Origin of the sequence: Streptomyces sp. NK08204 (genome assembly GCF_020400585.1) — a bacterium.
GTDB lineage: Bacteria > Actinomycetota > Actinomycetes > Streptomycetales > Streptomycetaceae > Streptomyces.
The window spans coordinates 37,366-56,376 of the sequence record NZ_JAINVF010000017.1 but is presented as its reverse complement, the minus strand read 5'-3'; the positions used below and the strand labels follow the sequence as shown (position 1 = coordinate 56,376).

The window sequence follows — 19,011 nt, the reverse complement described above, 5'->3', positions numbered from 1 at the left end:
ACGATGAGCCAGTCGCAGGACCACGAGCAGGCGGGGCCCGCGGTGCCGCAGACCCGCCCCGCACGGCACCGACGGATCGTGGACATCCTCAACCGGCAGCCGGTGCGCTCGCAGAGCCAGCTGGCGAAGCTGCTCGCCGACGACGGGCTGAGCGTCACCCAGGCGACGCTCTCCCGGGACCTCGACGAGCTGAACGCGGTGAAGATCCGCAACACCGACGGCGAACTCATCTACGCGGTGCCGAGCGAGGGCGGTTTCCGTACGCCGCGCGCGCCGCTGGGGGAGTCGGCGAAGGAGGAGCGGATGCGGCGGCTGTCGCAGGAACTGCTCATCTCCGCGGAGGCCTCGGCCAACCTGGTGGTCCTGCGCACCCCTCCGGGAGCCGCGCAGTTCCTGGCCTCGGCCATCGACCAGGCCGAGCTGCACGACATCCTGGGGACGATCGCCGGTGACGACACGTTGCTGTTGATCAGCCGGGATCCGAGCGGGGGGCAGGCGCTGGCGGACCATCTGCTGCGGCTGGCGCAGAACGGTCACTGACGCCCGTGCGGGGGCCGCCCCGACGACAGAGAATGGATGTGTGATCTTCCGCGGCCGGGGGGCAATCCCTCGGTGGCGGTCGGTCGTATACAGAGGTGTGTCGGGTTTCCGGTTCCCCGTGGGCCGCCTCCCGGACGAGGCTCTGCTGTCCGGGCTGGGTACCGGTGATCCGGAACTCGCCGTCACCTTCGTACGGAGGTTCCAGCACCGGGTCTTCGGCGTGGCCATGGCCGTCACCCAGGACCCGCAGCTCGCCGAGGACATCGCCCAGCAGACGTTCGAGCGTGCGTGGCGTCACGCGCAGATATACGACTCGCGCCGTGGTTCGGTGACGACGTGGCTGACGACCATCGCGCACAACCTCGCCATCGACGCCGTCCGCGCACGGCGGACGGAGCCCGTGGCACCCGAGGACCTCGACGCACTGGTGGGTGTCGTCACCGAGACCCCCGAGCGGTGGGCACTGGCCGACGAGGCATCGTCCCAGCTGCGGGCCGCTGTGGCGCGCCTGCCGCGGGAACAGGCACGTGCCCTGGTGATGGCGGGCGTCTACGGAATGACGGGACAGCAGATCGCCGACGCGGAAGGCATCCCGCTGGGCACCGCCAAGACGCGGATCCGGGCAGCGATGGCGAAACTGCGGAGCACACTCGGGTCTCCGGAGCGAGGCGACCATGTCCAGTGACGTGAACTGCGAGAAGCTGCGGGAGATCGGCGCCGAGCTGGCGCTGGGCGTGCTGCCCGGCCGCGAGCGGGCCGGGGCCGTCGCCCATCTGGACCGGTGCGCGGACTGCCGGCAGTACGTCCGGCAGCTGACCCTCGTCGGTGACCGGCTGATCGGCCTGCTGCCGGACTGCGAGCCGCCGCTCGGCTTCGAGGCCCGCGTGGCGCGCGTGCTGACCCAGGACGCCGTGCACGAGGGCCGCACGCACGCCCGGCCGTCCGGACGTGCCTACCCGGGGCTGCGCGCTCGCGTCCGCCGGACCCGGCTGCGGATCGCCTCGGCGGTGGCCGCGCTCGCCGTCGCCTGCGGGTTCGCCGGCTGGGGCATCGGCACGGCCGTCCAGGAGGTGACGGCCTCGCGCCCGCCCGCCGTCGAGACCGAGCCGATGCTGGTCGGCGACATGATGGCGGCCGGGAACCGCGGGCAGCCCGTGGGCGAGGTCTACGCCCGCCCGGGTGCCCCCGGCTGGATCTTCATGTCCGTCGCTCTCACCGGCCCCGCCGGCTCGTACGACGGCAAGGTCACCTGCTTCCTGGAGCGCTCCGACGGCAAGAGCCTGCGCGTCGGTGCCTTCGCCCTGCGCAACGGACACGGCGACTGGGGCGTGTCAGCCCACGTCGACCCCGCGTCGGTCTCCGGCGCCCGCCTGACCTCCCCCGGCGGCACCGTCCTTGCCACCGCCCATCTGCAGACGGGCCGCGTCGAGACCCCGGAGTAGCAGCACCGCACCCGCAGCGGGCTCAACGGGGCGTGACGGGGCGGTTCCCCCCGGGCACGGCCGCGGTGAGGGCGGCGGCCAGTCCGGCGACCGTGGGCCGGGACGACACGTCGGCCCGCAGACAGCTGTCGACGGCGGCGGCGAGCGCGGGTGGCAGGCGCCGCCGGGAGGCGATCGGCGGGGCGCTCTGCTCCAGCTGCGGATACCAGTCGTCGTCCCGGCCGCCGCTGCCCGGGTCGCGGGTGTCCTCCGCCCGGTCCGCTTCCTCCGCGGTCCCACCGCAGTCGAACGGCACGTCCCCACAGGCGAACTCGTACAACGTGATGCCGATGCCCCACACGTCGGCGGCGGCCGTGAGCGGCCCACCGCGGGCCTGCTCCGGAGCGAGGTAGCAGAGGGTGCCCACCCCCGCGGGCGCGGGCCCCGGTGGCCGGGCGACGCTCAGGTCCAGGACCTTCGCATGACCGCAGTCCACCACCACGTTGGACGGCTTGAGGTCCAGGTGCAGCAGCCCCCGGCCGTGCAGGTAGTGGACCGCCGAACACAACTGCACCCCGAGCAGCGCCACGTCCGTGGCGGCCGGCCGGCGCCGCAGCCGGTGCACCAGATGGGACAACGTCTCACCGGTCAGTGTCTCCAGGACGACGAGCGGCTCGGGCGAGGCGACGATGTCGTAGGCGCGGACCAGGTGCGGATGCGTGAACTCCCGCAGCCACCGGCCCTCCCGCAGCAGCCGCTCGCCCAGATGCTCCTCGCCGCGGCGGTCCGTACGCACCGCCTTGAGCACACAGCGGCAGTCCCGCTCCTCGCTCCAGGCGTCGTAGACGTCCAGCCAGCCGGTGCGCGTCAGGTGTGCCAGGACCTCGTAGCCGGGGACCGGGCGCGTGCCCGGGGCGAGGGGGGCCGCCGCGACCGGGCAGACGCTCATGACGGCACCGTCCCCAGGCCCGGGTGGCCGCCCATGGCGTTCAGCCGGTGCAGCCGGGCGTACGGCCCGTCACGCTCGACCAGCTCCTCGGGGGTGCCCTGCTCCACGACCCGGCCGTGGTCGAGCACCACGATGCGCGTGGCGTCCCGGACGGTCAGCAGGTTGTGGGAGATGACGACGGTCGTCCGGCCGGCCATGAGCCGGCGCAGCGGACCCATGATCCGCCGGCCCGTGCCGGCGTCGAGCCCGGTGGTCGGCTCGTCGAGGAGGAGCACGGGTGCGTCCCTGATCATGGCGCGGGCGATCGCCAGGCGCTGGCACTGCCCGCCGGAGAGGGTCCTGCCGCGCTGGCCGACCATCGTGTCGTAGCCCTCGGGGAACCGCTCGATGAACTCGTGCGCGTCGGCGGCGCGCGCCGCCGCGACGATGTCCGCCTCCGTGGCGTCAGGCCGGCCGTAGGCGATGTTGTCCCGCACGGTGCCGTGGAAGACGAGCGTCTCCTGCAGGACCACCGCGACGCTCTCCCGTACGTCCGCGAGCCGCAGCTCGCGCAGGTCCGTCCCGTCGAGGCGGACCGCCCCCCGGTCGGGGTCGTAGAAGCGCAGCTGGAGCTTCGCGACCGTCGACTTGCCGGCCCCGCTGGCCCCGACCAGCGCCAGCGTCTGCCCGGGCGCCACACGGAAGGACACGTCGGACAGCGCCCAGCTCGCGGTGCCGGGATAGCGGAACCAGACACCGTCGAACTCCACGGCACCCCGCGCCCGGCCCGCCCTGCGGGCACCCGGCGCCTCGACCACCTGCGGGCGCTGGTCCAGCAGTTCGATGATCCGTTCGGCCGAGGCGGACGCCGCATAGAAGGAGGTGCCCAGACGCGACAGGCCCCGGACCGGGCCGTAGAGCCTGCCGATCATCGCCAGGAACACCAGCAGTCCGCCCAGCGTCAGCTGCCCCTGGGCCAGTTTCCAGGTGCCGAGGGCCATCACCGCCAGACCGCCGGACACCTCGATGAGCTCGACGACGGGTCCGTAGACGGCCCGGATCCGTGCCGAGGCCATCACCGCCTGGAACCTGCCGACGCTCTCCCGCTCGAACCGCCGCTCCTCCCACTGCTGCCGGTTGTACGCCTGCACCAGCGCGACGTTGCCCAGCGACTCCTCGGCGACCGCGCTGATCGAGCCGCTGCGCCGCCTGCGCTCCCGCGCCGCCTGCTTGACCAGCCGCGAGAAGTGCCGGGCGGCGCCCCAGAACAGCGGCACGATGACCAGGGCGAGCAGGGTCAGGTCCCACCGCAGGTAGAACAGCAGACCGAGGAAGACGCCCAGGCGGACCACGTAGTACAGAGCGTCCGCCACGCCCGAGAGCAGGAACGTCTCGACCGCGTCGACATCACCCGTGACGCGCGACAGCACGTCCCCGAGCCGCCGCCGCTCGAAGAAGCCGAGCGACAGCCCCTGGACGTGCCGGAACACATCGGACCGCAGCGACAGCAGGAAGCGCTCGCCGACCCACGTGGACGTCACGTCGTCGGCGAAGCCCAGGATTCCGGAGCAGACGACGAGCCCGAGATAGACCGGCGTGATCCACAGGAACGGTCTCAGATCCCGGGGGACGAGCACGTCGTCCACCACGATCTTGAACAGCCAGATCTCCGCCGCGTCGACAGCCGGGCCGAGCAGGCTGAACACGGCGATGGGCACGAGCCAGCGCCGGCCTCCGCGGGTGTAGGGCCAGAACCGTCGGAACACCTGGCGCAGGGGCACCGCGGGCGCGGCGCCGACGACGGCGTCGGATACGTCGCTCACCGCCAGCAGGCGTCGAAGCACCCGGACCATGACATGCGTTCCTCAGTACCGGCGAAGCGGACCGGACCTTGCGGTCTCCGGTCCGCCCAGCCCTCCATGGGATCAGTAGCCGTAGCCGCCGTGGCGGGAACCGTGACGGTGCCCGTGGTCGTGGTGGCTGAAGTGGTCATGCCGGTGGCCGTGGTCGTGCCGGGACCCGCGCCGCGTGCTGTCGAAGCGCGAGGAGTCCCTCCCGTCGTCACGGCGATCGGCGGGCAGGAGCTTGCTGAAGATGGCCATGTGCGTGCCTCCTGGAACTTGCTTCCCCTGGGATACGTCTCAGGGCGCAAGCCGGATGGCGCTTCGGGGCAAAAAATCCGGCCTCAGCCCAGCCGGGCCGCCAGCCCCCCGGTGCAGCGGACCTCGTCACCCGCGGTGACGAGCAGCGCCTCGATGTCCGCAAGCGACTCCAGCCATGCCAGCCCCGCCCGCGAACCCATCGCGAACGCCGCCGTCGCCCAGCAGTCCACCCAGGTCAGACGAGGGCCCACCACCGTCACCGCCAGCAGGTCGGTCACCGCCGGCCTGCCGGTGTGCGGGTCCACGATGTGGGCGCCGCGCTCCGCGGTACCGGAGGTCGCGACGGCCAGTTCCGGCGCTCCGGCCGTCGAGATCACCGCCGCCAGGGCGCCGGGGCGCAGCGGGTCCGACACGCCGACCCGCCATGGCCGGCCCGGCTCCGGCATGCCGAGGAGCTGGACGTCACCGCCGCCGTTCACGCTGACCCCGGCCACGCCGTCCACCGCCGCCAGCAGCCGTGCCGCCCGCTCGGCCGCCCAGCCCTTGACGATCCCGGTGAGGTCCAGGGAGCCCCGGTACCGGGTGCTGAACCAGCCGTCGCTCAGCCGCTCCGCCTCGGCCGCCAGCTGCAGCACCTCGGCCAGCTCGGGAGCGCACCGGGCAACGGTCCGCTCGCCGCGCGCCAGCCGCGACAGGTCGCTGTCGTCGCGGTACGTGCTGAAGACGGCGTCCGCCCGGTGCAGTCCGGCTACCGCCTCCCGCAGGGCCGCGCTGACCGCTCCGGGCTCCCCGCCGCGGACGTCGAAGGAGAAGACGGTCCCCATGACCTCCTCAGCGTGTCGTGTCACGGTGTCAGCCACGGGCCCGGTCCAGGGCCGACGGCAACGACTGCCTGGGGCCGGTGCCGGGGCAGGTCGCTGCGGACACCGTGCCGGTCCGCGCGCTCCGCGCCACCACGGCTCCCTGCTCGTATCTCAAGACCGCCATCGTCGTCCTCCGGTCGCTCGGTCCGCCCTCGGGCTCCTGGACCGCCTCCGCCTCGGTGATCCTCCCGCCGAGCACCGTGATCCGCACCTGGCCCGGCCCTGCTGACTCATCGGTCGGCGGCTCCGCTCACCTCTCGAACGATGCGTGAACGACGCGTGGTGGACCCGCCGCGCGGGCAGCCCCACGCCCCGCGGGGCGTCGTACACGGACCGTGCGAACCCGGCGGGCCCGCAGAAGACGTCGTGCCGCTCGGTGTCCGGGAGCTTCCGCTCCAGGTGCTGCGCGGAGCAGGGTGAGGCGGCAGGGTGAGGCGGGGTGAGGAAGGTGGTGGTCGTGGTCACGGTTCCTCCGTGGGGGACTGGCCTTCGGCCCACAGATACGTGCCGCGTCCGCCGGCTGTTCAGAGCCCCACGGAGTCGAGCGCGGACTGGAGTGACTGCCGGTAGCCGTCACTGGTGTACGTCGCTCCCGACACCGTGTCGATCTGCGCGCTCTGCGCGGCGAGCGCCTCGCGCCGCAGCTCGGGCAGGGCCCGGCTGCTGATCTCCTGGTCGCGCGGATTGTCCTGCGGATAGCTGACGGCGGTGATGTCGGTGAGCTTGCCGTCCTTCACCGTGACCCGCACCTGGACCGGGCCCCAGCGGGTCTGGACGGTGTCCCCGGTGACCGTCTTGGCCGCAGAGGCGGCAGCCCCACCGCCGGACGCGGCGCTGCTCGGGCTGCTTGAACTGCTTGAACTGCTTGAACTGCTTGAACTGCTTGAACTGCTTGAACCGCTTGAACTGCTCGACCGCGTGGGCGGCTGGGTGCTCGCCGCCACCGTGGGACTGGTGTGCGGCTTCAGCGACAGCAGCAGCACCGTCGCGGAGACGGTGGCCGCACTCGTCAGCACGATGCGGCGGAAAGGACGGTTCTTCTTCAACGCGTGCACGGATACTGCCTCACAGCTCGAACGACTCGTGGTGGATACGGCGGTCCGGCACCCCGGCCGCCCGCAGCGCCTCGTACACGTCCTGCGCGAAGGCGTGCGGGCCGCAGATGTACACGTCGTGGCTGCGCAGCCCGGGGAAGGTCGCGCGCAGCGCCTCCGCGGTGATGGCCGGGCGCTCGCCCCGCGGCCCGTTGAGCGCGTACAGCACCTGGGCGCCGCGCCAGCGGGCGATCGCCTCCAGCTCGCCGCCCAGCGCCAGGTCCTCGGCGGTGCGCGCCCGGTACAGCAGGACTACCTCGCCGGGCAGGGTCTCGAACAGGGCCCGCAGCGGCGTGACGCCGACGCCCGCCGCGATCAGCAGGGAGCGGTGGCCGGTGGCCCGGTCGGCGGTCAGCGAGCCGTAGGGGCCCTCGGCCCACACCCTGGTGCCCGGCCGCAGCAGCGGAACGGCCGCGCTGTGGTCGCCGAGCGCCTTCACGGTGATCCGCAGCAGGCCGGGGCGCGTCGGCGCCGACAGGGAGTACGGCGTCGACGTCCAGCCCATGCCCTCGCCGAGGAACCGCCAGCGGAAGAACTGCCCCGGCCGTGCCCCCAGCTCGTCGAGCCGCTGCCCGCGGATGACGACCGAGTACACGCCGGGCGCCTCCTTGTGCACCGAGTCCACCCGCAGCCGGTGCCGCAGGTTGAGCCGCACGGGGACGAGGACGCGGTACCAGAGCACCAGCGCCGCGACGCCCAGGTAGAGCGCGTACCAGGCGGCGGTGGCCACCGGCCTGCCGCTGAACTGCTCGCCCAGGGCCAGCTGGTGCCCGAAGGCCAGGAAGACCGCCGCATAGGTGAGCAGGTGGACGTAGTACCAGAACTCGTACCGGGTGCGGCGGCGGGCGGCCCGCATCGAGGTGAAGCCCACCGCGAAGAGGATCAACGTGGCGGCGGTGGCCTTGAGCATCTCCGGATAGTCCAGGACGACGGTCACCGTCTCGTGCCACAGCGAGGCCCGGTCCTGGGCGGCGTACCCGGCGAGGATCAGTGCCACGTGCGCGGCCAGCAGGCAGATGGTGTACCGGCCCGCCATGGCGTGCCAGCGGGCCACCCGGTCGGAGCCGATCCGCACCTCCAGCAGCGGCACCCGTGCCATCAGGCCGACCAGCACCGCGCAGGCGTACCCGCACAGCAGCCCGGCGATCCGCCCGGCTCCGGTCAGCCAGCCCGCCGTACCGACCACGGAGCCCGTGTCCGCCCACCACAGTGCGACCACGGCCGCCGCCCCGGCCCACAGCAGGGCCAGGACCGGCCCGGCCGGGGAACGTCGTCCGGTCAGGGGGAGAAGCGGGGCGGCCCGCCCCGCGTGCAGGGTCGTCATGTGTGCCCGTCCCTTCGTTCGTCGTGCCAGGCCACTGTGCGTGCCGAAGTTCTCAGCGGCCTATGAGCGGGCCCACTCAGAGGAAACTCACAGGCTCCTGCGGCCTCGCCCGGGACCGGCAGGGGCGATGCTGGTAGACGCGATGACTACGACCCGTTCCGGCCGCCCGGCCTTCACCCGACCCGACGGCACCCCGCTGCGCGTCCTCGTCGTGGACGACGACCCCGACCTCGCGGAGGTGCTCACCGGCGCCCTGCGGTACGAGGGCTGGCAGGTGCGCGCCGCCGGCGACGGCGCCGCCGCCCTCGCCACGGCACGCGAGCTGCGGCCCGACGCCGTCGTGCTCGACGTGATGCTCCCCGACACCGACGGCTTCGACGTGCTGCGCCGGCTGCACGAGGCGCAGCCGGACGTGTGTGTGCTCTTCCTCACCGCCCGGGACGCGGTCGAGGACCGGATCGCGGGCATCACGGCCGGCGGCGACGACTACGTCACCAAGCCGTTCAGCCTGGAGGAGGTCATCGCCCGGCTGCGCGGGCTGCTGCGCCGGGCGGGCATCGCCCGCCAGCTGGAGGAGGGGCCGCGGCTGGTCGTGGGCGACCTGGTCATGGACGAGGACGCCCGCGAGGTGACCCGGGCCGATGAGCTGATCGAGCTCTCGCCGACCGAGTTCGAACTCCTCCGCTTCCTCATGCGCAACCCGCGCCGCGTCCTCAGCAAGGCCCAGATCCTCGACCGTGTCTGGTCCTACGACTTCGGCGGCCGGGCCCATGTGGTCGAGCTGTACATCTCCTACCTGCGCAAGAAGGTGGACGCGGGCCGCGAACCCATGATCCACACCGTGCGCGGGGCAGGCTACGTCCTGAAGCCGGTGAGCAGGTGATCCCCGTACGTCGGCTGCCCCGCCCGCGCACCCTGCGCGCCCGTCTCACCGTCGGTCTGGTGATCCTTCTCGCGGTGAGCTGCGCGGCCGTCGGAGTCGCCGCCGTCCTCGAACTCGACGGTTTCCTGACCCGTCGCCTGGACGAGCAGCTCGTGCAGGCCGGCACCCGCTTCCCGGAGAGCCTGGAGCACAGGCCCCCGCCGCACGACGACCACGACGGCGACGAACACGGCGACACCCGCACCCAGGCCACCGGCACCTTCGGTGCCCGCCTGGTCGACGGCACCGTCACCAACAAGGCAGTCGTCCGCTCCGGCGACCCGGCCGCAAACCTGAGCGTCGACCTGACCGCCACGGACCGCAGGGTGCTGACCGCGGTACCGGTGGACGGCAGACCGCACTCCATCGAGCTGTCCGCCCTCGACGACTACCGGGTCATCGCCACCCGGGGCCAGGACGGCGACGTACTGATCGTCGGGCTGCCGCTGGAGCCCGTGCAGGCAGCTGTCCACCGGCTGGAGGCGGTGGCCGGGATCGTCTTCGGCCTGGCGCTCGTCGCGACCGGAGTGGCCGGAGCCCTGTGGGTGCGCTGGTCGCTGCGACCGCTCAGCCGGGTCGCCGCCACCGCCACCCGGGTCAGCGAACTGCCCCTGGCCAGCGGTGAGGTCGCCCTGCCGTCCCGGGCCCCCGACCTCGACGCCCGCAGCGAGATCGGCCAGGTGGCGACGGCCTTCAACCGCATGCTCGGCCATGTCGAGGACGCCCTGACCAAACGTCACGCCAGCGAGGAGCGGCTGCGCCGCTTCGCCGCCGACGCCAGCCACGAGCTGCGCACCCCGGTGGCCTCGGTGCGCGGCCACGCCGAACTGGCCCTCCTGCACCCGGGCCCGGTGCCCCCCGAGGTCACCCGGGCTCTGGAACGCATCACCGCCGAGTCCGCCCGTCTGGGCGAGATGGTCGACGACCTCCTCCTGCTGGCCCGCCTCGACGCGGGCCGCCCGCTGGAGCGCGCGCCGGTGGACCTCACACGGCTGGTCCTGGACGCGGTGACCGACGCCCGTGCGGCCGGCCCCGGCCACCGCTGGATGCTGGACCTCCCGGAGGAGCCGGTCACCGTCCCCGGTGACGGCCACCGCCTCCACCAGGTGCTGGCCAACCTGCTGGCCAACGCGCGGCTGCACACGCCCGCCGACACGAAGGTGACCGTCACCCTGGAGGCCGAGGGCGGTTCGGTCCGCCTCTCGGTCCACGACGACGGCCCCGGCGTCCCCGAGGACGTCCAGCCGCACGTCTTCGAACGCTTCACCCGAGCGGAACACCGCCGCCACCCGGGCGCCTCCGGCGGCGGGACGGGGCTGGGCCTGTCGATCGTGGCGGCGGTGGTGGAGGCGCACCGCGGGAGCGTGGGACTGGAGAGCCGTCCCGGACACACGATGTTCACCGTACGGCTGCCCCAGGGACCGGCCTGAGCCCCGGCGTACGTCCGTCTCGGCCGCCCGCGCCACGCCGCCCGGCCGGGATCCGGGCAACGGCATGGCTCAGACGGTGAACGGCGGCAGGGGGAGCGGCAGCCCGGGGAGCCCGTCCAGACTCGTCCCGATGTGCTCCTTCTTCTCGAAGTAGGCGCTCAGCGAGGCGTCGTCCTCGCGGGCGAACCGCCGGGCGTGCAGATCGCGGTCCTCCTCGTACGTCATGAAGGGAACGGCGTAGCCGCAGGTGTCCCGCACCAGCTCGGCGTGGACCACGATGATCGCGCGCAGCCCGTGCGCGCCGGGCTCGATGTCCGGGAAACGGGTGAGCAGCTCCCCGAAGCGGGGGTCGTCGCGGAAGACCGGCTCGCCCCGGCCGTGCACCCGCACGATGTCGGGTGGACCCTGGAAGGCACACCACATGAGGGTGATCCGGCCGTTCTCGCGCAGGTGGGCGACGGTCTCCGCGTTGGACCCGGCGAAGTCCAGGTAGGCCACGGTGAGTTCGTCGAGCACGGCCAAGGAGCCCTTGAGGCCCTTGGGGGAGAGGTTGATCGTGCCGTCACCGGAGAGCGGGGCCGTCGCGGTGAAGAAGAGGGGCTGTTGTTCGATGAACGTCCGGAGCCGGCCGTCTATGCGCTCATAGGTCTTTCCCATGATCACTGATTATCGGAGGAAATTGTTCGGCTGTCTAAGTAATAGCCTCGATTGACGAATCATGCAGAGTTCTGCATACTCATGCATGTCAATGGTTGCCGTGTGAGGAGAAACCCGTGACCGAGCGCGTCGTACTCGCCTACTCGGGCGGTCTGGACACCTCTGTCGCCATCGGCTGGATCGCCGAGGAGACGGGCGCCGAGGTCATCGCCGTCGCGGTGGACGTCGGCCAGGGCGGCGAAGACCTGGACGTCATCCGCAAGCGCGCCCTCGCCTGCGGTGCCGTCGAGGCCGAGGTCGCGGACGCCAGGGACGAGTTCGCCGACGAGTACTGCCTCCCGGCGATCAAGGCCAACGCCCTGTACATGGACCGCTACCCGCTCGTCTCCGCCCTCTCCCGGCCGACGATCGTCAAGCATCTCGTCGCCGCCGCCAGGAAGCACGGCGCCGGCACGGTCGCCCACGGCTGCACCGGCAAGGGCAACGACCAGGTACGTTTCGAGGCCGGCATCGTCGCCCTCGCCCCTGGTCTGAAGTGCATCGCCCCGGTCCGCGACTACGCGATGACCCGGGACAAGGCGATCGCCTTCTGCGAGGCCAAGCAGCTCCCGATCGCCACCACCAAGAAGTCCCCGTACTCCATCGACCAGAACGTCTTCGGGCGGGCGGTCGAGACCGGCTTCCTGGAGGACATCTGGAACGCGCCGATCGAGGACATCTACGAGTACACCCAGAACCCGGCCGTCCCGCGCGAGCCCGACGAGGTGGTCATCACCTTCGACAAGGGCGTTCCGGTCGCCCTCGACGGCAGGCCGGTCACCGTGCTCCAGGCGATCCAGCAGCTCAACGAGCGCGCCGGCGCCCAGGGCATCGGCCGGATCGACATGGTCGAGGACCGCCTCGTCGGCATCAAGTCCCGCGAGGTGTACGAGGCCCCGGGCGCGATCGCCCTCATCACGGCGCACCAGGAACTCGAGAACGTCACCGTCGAGCGCGAACTCGCCCGCTACAAGCGGCAGGTCGACCAGCGCTGGGGCGAACTGGTCTACGACGGCCAGTGGTTCTCCCCGCTCAAGCGCGCCCTCGAGGGCTTCGTCGACGAGGCCAACGAGCACGTCAGCGGCGACATCCGGATGACCCTGCACGGCGGACGCGCGGTCGTCACCGGCCGGCGCTCCGAGCAGTCGCTGTACGACTTCAACCTCGCCACCTACGACACCGGCGACACGTTCGACCAGTCCGCGGCCAAGGGTTTCATCGACATCTACAGCCTGTCGTCCAGGATCGCCGCACGGCGCGATCTCGCGGGCGAAGCCTGACGCGGACCCCGCGCAACCGGCCCATCTCTCACCGACCAACTTCCTTTAGGAGCAGCGCAAAGTGAGCAGCAACAGCGGTGACGTACGGCTCTGGGGCGGCCGTTTCGCCGACGGTCCCGCCGAGGCCCTGGCGAAGCTGTCCGCGTCCGTCCACTTCGACTGGCGGCTCGCGCCCTACGACATCGCCGGTTCGCGTGCCCACGCGCGCGTGCTGCACAAGGCGGGCCTCCTCACCGAGGACGAGCTGACGCGCATGATCGCCGGGCTCGACCAGCTGGAGGCGGACGTGACGGACGGCTCCTTCGTGGGCACGATCGCCGACGAGGACGTGCACACCGCTCTGGAGCGCGGCCTGCTGGAGCGCCTCGGCCCCGACCTCGGCGGCAAGCTGCGCGCCGGCCGGTCGCGCAACGACCAGGTCGCGACCCTCTTCCGGATGTACCTGCGCGACCACGCCCGGATCATCGGCGGCCTGATCGCCGATCTCCAGGACGCCCTGGTGGGCCTTGCCGAGGCCCATGAGAACGTGGCGATGCCCGGCCGCACCCACCTCCAGCACGCCCAGCCGGTGCTCTTCGCCCACCACGTCCTCGCCCATGTCCAGGCCCTGTCCCGGGACGCCGAGCGGCTGCGCCAGTGGGACGAGCGCACGGCCGTGTCGCCGTACGGCTCGGGCGCCCTCGCGGGCTCCTCCCTGGGACTGGACCCCGAGGCGGTCGCCGCGGACCTCGGCTTCGAACGGGGCAGCGTCGGCAACTCCATCGACGGCACCGCCTCCCGCGACTTCGTCGCCGAGTTCGCCTTCATCACCGCGATGATCGGGGTCAACCTCTCCCGGATCGCCGAGGAGATCATCATCTGGAACACGAAGGAGTTCTCCTTCGTCACCCTGCACGACGCGTTCTCCACCGGTTCGTCGATCATGCCGCAGAAGAAGAACCCGGACATCGCCGAACTGGCGCGCGGCAAGTCCGGCCGTCTGATCGGCAACCTCACGGGCCTCATGGCGACCCTGAAAGCCCTCCCCCTCGCCTACAACCGCGACCTCCAGGAGGACAAGGAGCCGGTCTTCGACTCCTGCGACCAGTTGGAGGTGCTGCTTCCCGCCTTCACCGGCATGATCGCCACCCTCACCGTCAACCGCGAGCGCATGGAGGAGCTGGCCCCGGCCGGCTTCTCGCTCGCCACCGACATCGCCGAGTGGCTGGTCAGGCAGGGCGTGCCGTTCCGTGTGGCCCACGAGGTCGCGGGGGAGTGCGTCAAGACGGCCGAGGCCGAGGGCGTGGAGCTGGACGATCTCACGGACGAGCAGTTCGCGAAGATCTCCCCCGACCTCACCCCCGAGGTCCGCACGGTCCTCAACGTCCCCGGTGCCCTCGCCTCCCGCGACGGCCGCGGCGGCACGGCGCCCAGCGCGGTCGCCGTGCAGCTCGCCGAGGTCAAGGCGGACGTGGCGGCCCAGTACAGCTGGGCGAACGCCAAGAAGTAGCGGGTCCGGTGCCGTAGAGGTACACCACCGGTCTCGCGCAGGCAGCGGTCCGGTGCCGTAGGGGCATCGCGGGTTACGTTGGTCGTGAGCAGCAAGGAGCCGACCGAACGGAGCCCGCGATGCCCTTCGCCCGCCTGGCCTCAGCCACGACTCCCACCTGCCACATCGGCCTGGGCCTCGCCGCCGTCGGCCGCCCCGGCTACATCAACCTGGGCCGCGAGCAGGACCTCCCGCAGGTCCGCAGTGTCGAGGCTCTGCGCACGCGCACCCACGAACTCCTCGACGCCGCCTACGCCCAGGGCGTGCGCTACTTCGACGTGGCCCGTTCCTACGGCCGTTCGGAGGAGTTCCTCGCCGACTGGCTCGGCGCCCGCCCCGACGCCGACGACGTGGTCGTCGGCAGCAAGTGGGGCTACACCTACACCGCCGGCTGGTCCGCCGACGCCGAACAGCACGAGGTCAAGGACCACAGCGTCGCGGCCTACGAACGGCAGCGCGCCGAGTCCGCCGCCGTGCTCGGCGACCGGCTCGACCTCTACCAGATCCACTCGGTGACCCCGGACAGCCCGGCGCTCACCGACAAGGACCTCCACGCCAGGCTGGCGGAGGCCGCCGCCGGGGGACTGACCATCGGCTTCTCCACCAGCGGCCCGGCGCAGGCCGACACCATCCGCGCCGCCCTCGCCGTGACGGTCGACGGCGAGCCCCTCTTCCGTACGGTCCAGTCGACGTACAACGCGCTGGAGACCTCGGCCGGGCCCGCGCTCGCCGAGGCGCACGACGCCGGCCTCACCGTGATCGTCAAGGAGGGTGTGGCCAACGGCCGGCTGGCCGAGCCGCACGCACCGGACGTGCTGAAGACCGTGGCCGAGGAGAACCTCCTCGACTGTGACGCCGTCGCCCTCGCCCTGATCCTGCGGCAGCCCTGGGCCGGTGTCGTCCTCTCGGGCGCCGCGACGGTCACCCAGCTCGCCTCCAACCTGCACGCACCCGTGGTCGACCTGGACGAGGACCAGCTGTCCCGTCTCGCCACCCTGGTGGAGGAACCGCACGCCTACTGGGAGCGGCGAGCCCGACTGCCCTGGCACTGACGGAAAATCCGCTGCAACCAGCAATGATGAGTCGTATACGCCCAGCGTGAGACGGTGATGTCTCACATGCGCTAGGCTTGTCGCATGGCCCTGGATCGTGACCACGTGCTGCGCAGCGCAGCCGCCCTGCTGACCCGCAAGTCCACCGCGACCATGGACGAGGTCGCCAAGGCCGCCGGCATCAGCCGGGCCACGCTGCACCGTCACTTCGCCGGGCGCGACGCGCTCGTCCGGGCCCTTGAGGCGCTCGGTATCGCGGAGTGCGAGGCGGCACTGGACCGGGCCCGGCTGGACGAAGGCCCCGCAGCCGAGGCCGTACGCCGCCTGGTGCGCGAGATCGAGCCCGCCGCCGGACTGCTCGCCTTCCTCTACGGCGAGAGCCAGCTGTGGGAGGGCGACCGCCAGAACGACGGCTGGCAGCGGCTCGACGCCCGCATCGGCGCGGTCTTCCAGCGCGGACAGCACAGCGGCGAGCTGCGGATCGACCTGACTCCCGTCTGGCTCACCGAGGCGCTGTACGGGCTGATCGCCTCCTGTGCCTGGGCCACGATGGACGGCCGCGTGGCCGCCCGGGAGTTCCCCACCATGGTCGCCGAGCTGCTCCTCGGCGGCGCCCTGCGAAGAGAGGAACCATGACCAGCACCCTGCGGCCGGCCGACGCGGCGCAGACGCAGAGTCGACCGGGCCGCTGGCTCGCGCTCTGTGTGCTCGTCCTGGCCGTGCTGCTGGTGGCCGTCGACGCCACCGTCCTCGGCCTGGCAACCCCCTACATCAGCGAAGACCTCAACCCCTCCGGCACCCAGCTGCTGTGGATCGGCGACGTCTACTCCTTCGTCATCGCCGGTCTGCTCGTCTCCATGGGCAGCCTCGGCGACCGCATCGGCCGCAAGCGCATCCTGCTCGGCGGCGCCACGGCGTTCGGCGCGATATCGGTCCTCAACGCCTACGCCGCCACACCGGAGTCGATGATCCTGGCGCGGGCGCTGCTCGGTGTCGCGGGCGCGACCCTGATGCCGGCCACCCTCGCCCTGATCCGCAACCTCTTCCACGACCCGCGAGAGCGCAGCCTCGCCGTCGGCATCTGGGGCGCGACCGCCTCCGCCGGCACGGCCGTCGGCCCGATAGCGGGCGGCTTCCTGCTCGAACACTTCTGGTGGGGCTCGGTCTTCCTCATCAACCTGCCGGTGATGGCGGTCCTGGTGCTGGTCGGTATCCGCACCCTGCCCGAGTCCCGCAACCCCGATTCCGGCCCGTGGGACCTGGTCAGCGTCGCGCTGTCACTCGTCGGCGTGATCGGCGTCGTGTACGCGGTCAAGGAGGCCGCGGCCCACGGCGTCACCGGGCTCACCCTCGCCACCGGCCTGCTCGGCGCGACGGCCCTCTACGGCTTCGTCCGCCGCCAGTTCACTCTGCCGGCCCCGCTGCTCGACATGCGCCTGTTCCGGCGCCGCGGCTTCAGCGGAGCGGTCCTCGCCGACCTGCTGACCGTCCTCGGCATGTCCGGCCTGGTGTTCTTCCTCTCCCAGTACCTCCAACTCGTCCAGGGCCGACGCCCCTTCGAGGCGGGCCTGGCCGAACTGCCCGCCGCCGTCGGCGCGGTGGCGGCCGGCCTGGTCGCCGGCCGTGCCGCCCGCCGCTTCTCGGTACGGGCGGTGGTGTCGGGCGGCCTGGCGGCGGTGGGCCTGGCGCTGGCCGCGCTCACGACCCTCAGCCGGACGACGGGCTACCCGGCCCTGGGTGCCGCCTTCCTGGTCGTCGGTGTCGGCGCGGGTTTCTCCTTCACGGTCACCGCGGACGTCATCCTCTCCAGCGTCCCCAAGGACCAGGCGGGCGCCGCCTCCGCGGTCTCCGAGACGGCGTACGAACTGGGCGCGGCCCTGGGCATCGCCCTGCTCGGCTCGATCGTGACCGGCGTCTACCGCGACTTCACGGGCCCGAGCGGGACTCCGGCGCAGGCGCACGAGTCGCTGGGGGCGGCGGTGGAGGCGTCGGCGCACATGCCGCCGCACACGGCCGGGACCCTGCTCGAAGCGGCCCGGGGCTCCTTCGTGCACGGCCTGCACCTGGCCTGCGGTGCAGGAGCAGCGGTCCTGCTGGCGACAGCGGCGGCAGCCTGGTTCCTGCTGAAGAACCAGAACCTGGAAGACGCCGGGTGAGGCAACCGCCCCAGCCCCTAATCCTCGTACCCGATCACCGTCATCATCCCGGCCTCCGCGTGGTACTGGTTGTGACAGTGCAGCATCCAGAGCCCGGGGTTGTCGCAGTCGAAGTCGATCACCTGCTTCCGGTGCGGCAGCACGATCGTGGTGTCCTTGAGCGCGCCCGCCGAGTCCACCCCGGCGAGCGCGAACGTGTGCCCGTGCATGTGCACCGGGTGCCACATGTCGGTGGCGTTGATGAGGGTGATCCGTACCCGCTCACCGGCCTGGACGGGATGCCGTTGCCGTACGTCGTAGGGCCGGTGGTCGAGCGCCCAGTTGTACTCCTTCATGGTGCCCGTGAGCCGGATGCGCAGCTCGCGGTCGGGCTCGCAGTCGTCGAGGGCCACGTCGTCGTCCGGAACGAGACGGCCCGCGGGGACGATCTTGCCGTCGAGTTCGTCCGGGTGGACGTCGGGATCGGGAAGGCCTCGGCCGTTGTCGGTGCGCAGGACGGCGATGGCCCTGCCCTCCTTGCCCTCGGGGAGTGCGACCAGGGGGAAGAAGCCGTCCTGGGCGGTGACGAGGACGTCGTACCGCTCGGCCATGCCGAGCAGGAGGGCGTCGGTCTCCTGGTGCTCCACGGGATAGCCGTCGGTGTGCGTGACAGTCATCTTGTGGTCGCCCAGTGCGACCCGGAACGCGGTCTCGGAACCGGCGTTGATGATGCGCAGCCGGATGCGGTCGCCGGGGCGGCAGCGGAACACCGAGGGGTTGTCGGGCAGGCGTCCGTTGGCCAGGTAGTAGGGGTAGTCGACACTGCCGCCCATCCCGTCGAGCAGGCTGCTGTGCGAATCGCGCAGCAGCCGGGAGGGGCCCGCCGACTCCCTGGCCGCGGACCGCGAGGGGCGCCTGTGCACCGCCGGCCGGCGCGGACGCGCACCGTTGCCTGCGGGGCCCCTCGCCATGCTTCCCATCATCCCGGAGCCGCTCGCGCCCGGCTTGAGCTCGTCGAGCACCTGCTCGGGGGTGGAGCCCTCCACGCCGTCCAGCCAGTCGTCCAGGACGACGATCCATTCCTTGTCGTATGCGAGGGGCTCGTCCGGGTCGTCGACGATGAGCGGCGCGTACAGGGCACGGTCGGGCTGCAGGCCCTGGTGCGAGTGCAGGAAGTACGTCCCCGGATGGGCGACGACGAAGCGGTAGGTGAAGTCCGCCCCCGCGGGGACGGCCTTCTGCGTCAGGTCCGGAACGCCGTCCATGTCGCAGCGCAGGCGCACCCCGTGGGAGTGCAGACTGGTGGCGTCGGGCAGCCGGTTGCTCAGGGTGAGGCTGAGGACGTCACCGACGGTGGCGCGCACCAGCGGGCCCGGCACAGCCTCGTCGTACGCCCACGTCCGCACGGACCGCCCACCCAGGTCCAGCCGGCTCTCGGCAGCCGTCAGCCTGAACCTGCGTACGGGGCCCGAGCCGCGTGCCTCCTCGACGGCGATCACCTCCGGGCCCGACGGGCTGACGTATCCGGCCGGCCCCGGCGGGACGAACTCCGTCCTGATCCCCGCACGTCCGCCCGCGAGCCCGGGGCCTGGACGGGGCTCGGAGCCGGAGGTGGAACAGGCTCCCAGGAGTCCCGCGCCGACGGCGGCGAACGGAGCACGGAGCACGGTGCGGCGGGAAGGTGTCTGCATGTCTG

18 protein-coding genes are annotated in these 19,011 nt (G+C 72.1%); 10 read left to right on the top strand and 8 right to left on the bottom strand.

The window, feature by feature from the left end; all coding sequences use genetic code 11:
- The first annotated feature begins 3 nt into the window (after nt 1–3).
- From K7G59_RS23715 to K7G59_RS23705, 3 genes are all read left to right on the top strand, one after another.
- Nucleotides 4–540, top strand: coding sequence for an arginine repressor (locus K7G59_RS23715; RefSeq protein WP_225837439.1), 537 nt, complete (start codon nt 4–6; stop codon nt 538–540).
- 97 nt (nt 541–637) lie between these two features.
- Nucleotides 638–1,225: an RNA polymerase sigma factor gene (locus K7G59_RS23710; RefSeq protein WP_225837437.1), complete on the top strand. Its 588-nt coding sequence runs from the start codon at nt 638–640 to the stop codon at nt 1,223–1,225.
- A complete protein-coding gene (locus tag K7G59_RS23705; RefSeq protein ID WP_225837435.1) occupies nt 1,215–1,982 on the top strand; it encodes a hypothetical protein in 768 nt (255 codons plus the stop codon). The genes K7G59_RS23710 and K7G59_RS23705 overlap by 11 nt, the downstream gene beginning before the upstream one ends.
- Before the next feature lie 22 nt (nt 1,983–2,004).
- On the opposite strand, the gene K7G59_RS23700 is transcribed toward K7G59_RS23705, so the two are convergent.
- The 6 genes from K7G59_RS23700 to K7G59_RS23670 all read right to left on the bottom strand — a co-directional run bounded on the left by K7G59_RS23700 (nt 2,005) and on the right by K7G59_RS23670 (nt 8,272).
- Nucleotides 2,005–2,910, bottom strand: a complete 906-nt coding sequence (locus K7G59_RS23700; protein ID WP_225837433.1) for a serine/threonine-protein kinase — start codon at nt 2,908–2,910, stop codon at nt 2,005–2,007.
- Nucleotides 2,907–4,742 (bottom strand): ABC transporter ATP-binding protein, encoded by a 1,836-nt coding sequence (locus K7G59_RS23695; protein WP_225837432.1) that lies wholly within the window; start codon nt 4,740–4,742, stop codon nt 2,907–2,909. Before K7G59_RS23695 ends, K7G59_RS23700 begins: the two co-directional genes overlap by 4 nt.
- A gap of 72 nt (nt 4,743–4,814) precedes the next feature.
- The gene (locus K7G59_RS23690; protein WP_225837431.1) at nt 4,815–4,991 is read right to left on the bottom strand and encodes a hypothetical protein; all 177 of its coding nucleotides are present in this window, start codon (nt 4,989–4,991) and stop codon (nt 4,815–4,817) included.
- An 83-nt stretch (nt 4,992–5,074) separates the two neighbouring features.
- The gene (locus tag K7G59_RS23685; RefSeq protein ID WP_225837430.1) at nt 5,075–5,815 is read right to left on the bottom strand and encodes an FAD:protein FMN transferase; all 741 of its coding nucleotides are present in this window, start codon (nt 5,813–5,815) and stop codon (nt 5,075–5,077) included.
- A gap of 563 nt (nt 5,816–6,378) precedes the next feature.
- Nucleotides 6,379–6,909 carry an FMN-binding protein gene (locus tag K7G59_RS23675; protein WP_225837429.1) on the bottom strand — a complete coding sequence of 177 codons (531 nt, stop codon included), beginning with the start codon at nt 6,907–6,909 and terminating at the stop codon, nt 6,379–6,381.
- A 10-nt stretch (nt 6,910–6,919) separates the two neighbouring features.
- The gene (locus tag K7G59_RS23670; RefSeq protein WP_225837428.1) at nt 6,920–8,272 is read right to left on the bottom strand and encodes a ferric reductase-like transmembrane domain-containing protein; all 1,353 of its coding nucleotides are present in this window, start codon (nt 8,270–8,272) and stop codon (nt 6,920–6,922) included.
- Nucleotides 8,273–8,414: 142 nt separating this feature from the next.
- On the opposite strand from K7G59_RS23670, the gene K7G59_RS23665 reads away from it, so the two are divergent.
- The gene (locus K7G59_RS23665) at nt 8,415–9,155 is read left to right on the top strand and encodes a response regulator transcription factor (RefSeq protein WP_225837427.1); all 741 of its coding nucleotides are present in this window, start codon (nt 8,415–8,417) and stop codon (nt 9,153–9,155) included.
- Nucleotides 9,155–10,624, top strand: a complete 1,470-nt coding sequence (locus K7G59_RS23660; protein ID WP_308295082.1) for a HAMP domain-containing sensor histidine kinase — start codon at nt 9,155–9,157, stop codon at nt 10,622–10,624. Before K7G59_RS23665 ends, K7G59_RS23660 begins: the two co-directional genes overlap by 1 nt.
- Before the next feature lie 69 nt (nt 10,625–10,693).
- On the opposite strand, the gene K7G59_RS23655 is transcribed toward K7G59_RS23660, so the two are convergent.
- Nucleotides 10,694–11,281, bottom strand: coding sequence for a pyridoxamine 5'-phosphate oxidase family protein (locus tag K7G59_RS23655; RefSeq protein WP_225837425.1), 588 nt, complete (start codon nt 11,279–11,281; stop codon nt 10,694–10,696).
- A gap of 116 nt (nt 11,282–11,397) precedes the next feature.
- On the opposite strand from K7G59_RS23655, the gene K7G59_RS23650 reads away from it, so the two are divergent.
- From K7G59_RS23650 to K7G59_RS23630, 5 genes are all read left to right on the top strand, one after another.
- Nucleotides 11,398–12,600, top strand: coding sequence for an argininosuccinate synthase (locus tag K7G59_RS23650; protein WP_225837424.1), 1,203 nt, complete (start codon nt 11,398–11,400; stop codon nt 12,598–12,600).
- Nucleotides 12,601–12,661: 61 nt separating this feature from the next.
- Nucleotides 12,662–14,089, top strand: a complete 1,428-nt coding sequence (gene argH, locus K7G59_RS23645; protein WP_225837423.1) for an argininosuccinate lyase — start codon at nt 12,662–12,664, stop codon at nt 14,087–14,089.
- Nucleotides 14,090–14,208: 119 nt separating this feature from the next.
- Nucleotides 14,209–15,180: an aldo/keto reductase gene (locus K7G59_RS23640; RefSeq protein WP_225837420.1), complete on the top strand. Its 972-nt coding sequence runs from the start codon at nt 14,209–14,211 to the stop codon at nt 15,178–15,180.
- Nucleotides 15,181–15,264: 84 nt separating this feature from the next.
- Nucleotides 15,265–15,816 (top strand): TetR/AcrR family transcriptional regulator, encoded by a 552-nt coding sequence (locus K7G59_RS23635; protein WP_225837418.1) that lies wholly within the window; start codon nt 15,265–15,267, stop codon nt 15,814–15,816.
- Nucleotides 15,813–17,336, top strand: a complete 1,524-nt coding sequence (locus tag K7G59_RS23630) for an MFS transporter (protein ID WP_225837416.1) — start codon at nt 15,813–15,815, stop codon at nt 17,334–17,336. The genes K7G59_RS23635 and K7G59_RS23630 overlap by 4 nt, the downstream gene beginning before the upstream one ends.
- 17 nt (nt 17,337–17,353) lie before the next feature.
- Here K7G59_RS23630 and K7G59_RS23625 read toward each other — a convergent pair whose 3' ends face one another.
- Complete coding sequence (locus tag K7G59_RS23625) at nt 17,354–19,006, bottom strand: multicopper oxidase family protein (RefSeq protein ID WP_225837414.1); 1,653 nt, start codon at nt 19,004–19,006, stop codon at nt 17,354–17,356.
- Nucleotides 19,007–19,011: the final 5 nt, after the last annotated feature.

Coding starts and splice junctions, on each gene's coding strand:
- K7G59_RS23695 (WP_225837432.1), bottom strand. CDS start 4,742: ATGGTCCGGGTGCTTCGACGCCTGCTGGCGGTGAGCGACGTATCCGAC.
- K7G59_RS23635 (WP_225837418.1), top strand. CDS start 15,265: ATGGCCCTGGATCGTGACCACGTGCTGCGCAGCGCAGCCGCCCTGCTG.
- K7G59_RS23670 (WP_225837428.1), bottom strand. CDS start 8,272: ATGACGACCCTGCACGCGGGGCGGGCCGCCCCGCTTCTCCCCCTGACC.
- K7G59_RS23700 (WP_225837433.1), bottom strand. CDS start 2,910: ATGAGCGTCTGCCCGGTCGCGGCGGCCCCCCTCGCCCCGGGCACGCGC.
- K7G59_RS23630 (WP_225837416.1), top strand. CDS start 15,813: ATGACCAGCACCCTGCGGCCGGCCGACGCGGCGCAGACGCAGAGTCGA.
- K7G59_RS23625 (WP_225837414.1), bottom strand. CDS start 19,006: ATGCAGACACCTTCCCGCCGCACCGTGCTCCGTGCTCCGTTCGCCGCC.
- K7G59_RS23640 (WP_225837420.1), top strand. CDS start 14,209: ATGCCCTTCGCCCGCCTGGCCTCAGCCACGACTCCCACCTGCCACATC.
- K7G59_RS23655 (WP_225837425.1), bottom strand. CDS start 11,281: ATGGGAAAGACCTATGAGCGCATAGACGGCCGGCTCCGGACGTTCATC.
- K7G59_RS23715 (WP_225837439.1), top strand. CDS start 4: ATGAGCCAGTCGCAGGACCACGAGCAGGCGGGGCCCGCGGTGCCGCAG.
- K7G59_RS23685 (WP_225837430.1), bottom strand. CDS start 5,815: ATGGGGACCGTCTTCTCCTTCGACGTCCGCGGCGGGGAGCCCGGAGCG.
- K7G59_RS23665 (WP_225837427.1), top strand. CDS start 8,415: ATGACTACGACCCGTTCCGGCCGCCCGGCCTTCACCCGACCCGACGGC.
- K7G59_RS23690 (WP_225837431.1), bottom strand. CDS start 4,991: ATGGCCATCTTCAGCAAGCTCCTGCCCGCCGATCGCCGTGACGACGGG.
- K7G59_RS23705 (WP_225837435.1), top strand. CDS start 1,215: ATGTCCAGTGACGTGAACTGCGAGAAGCTGCGGGAGATCGGCGCCGAG.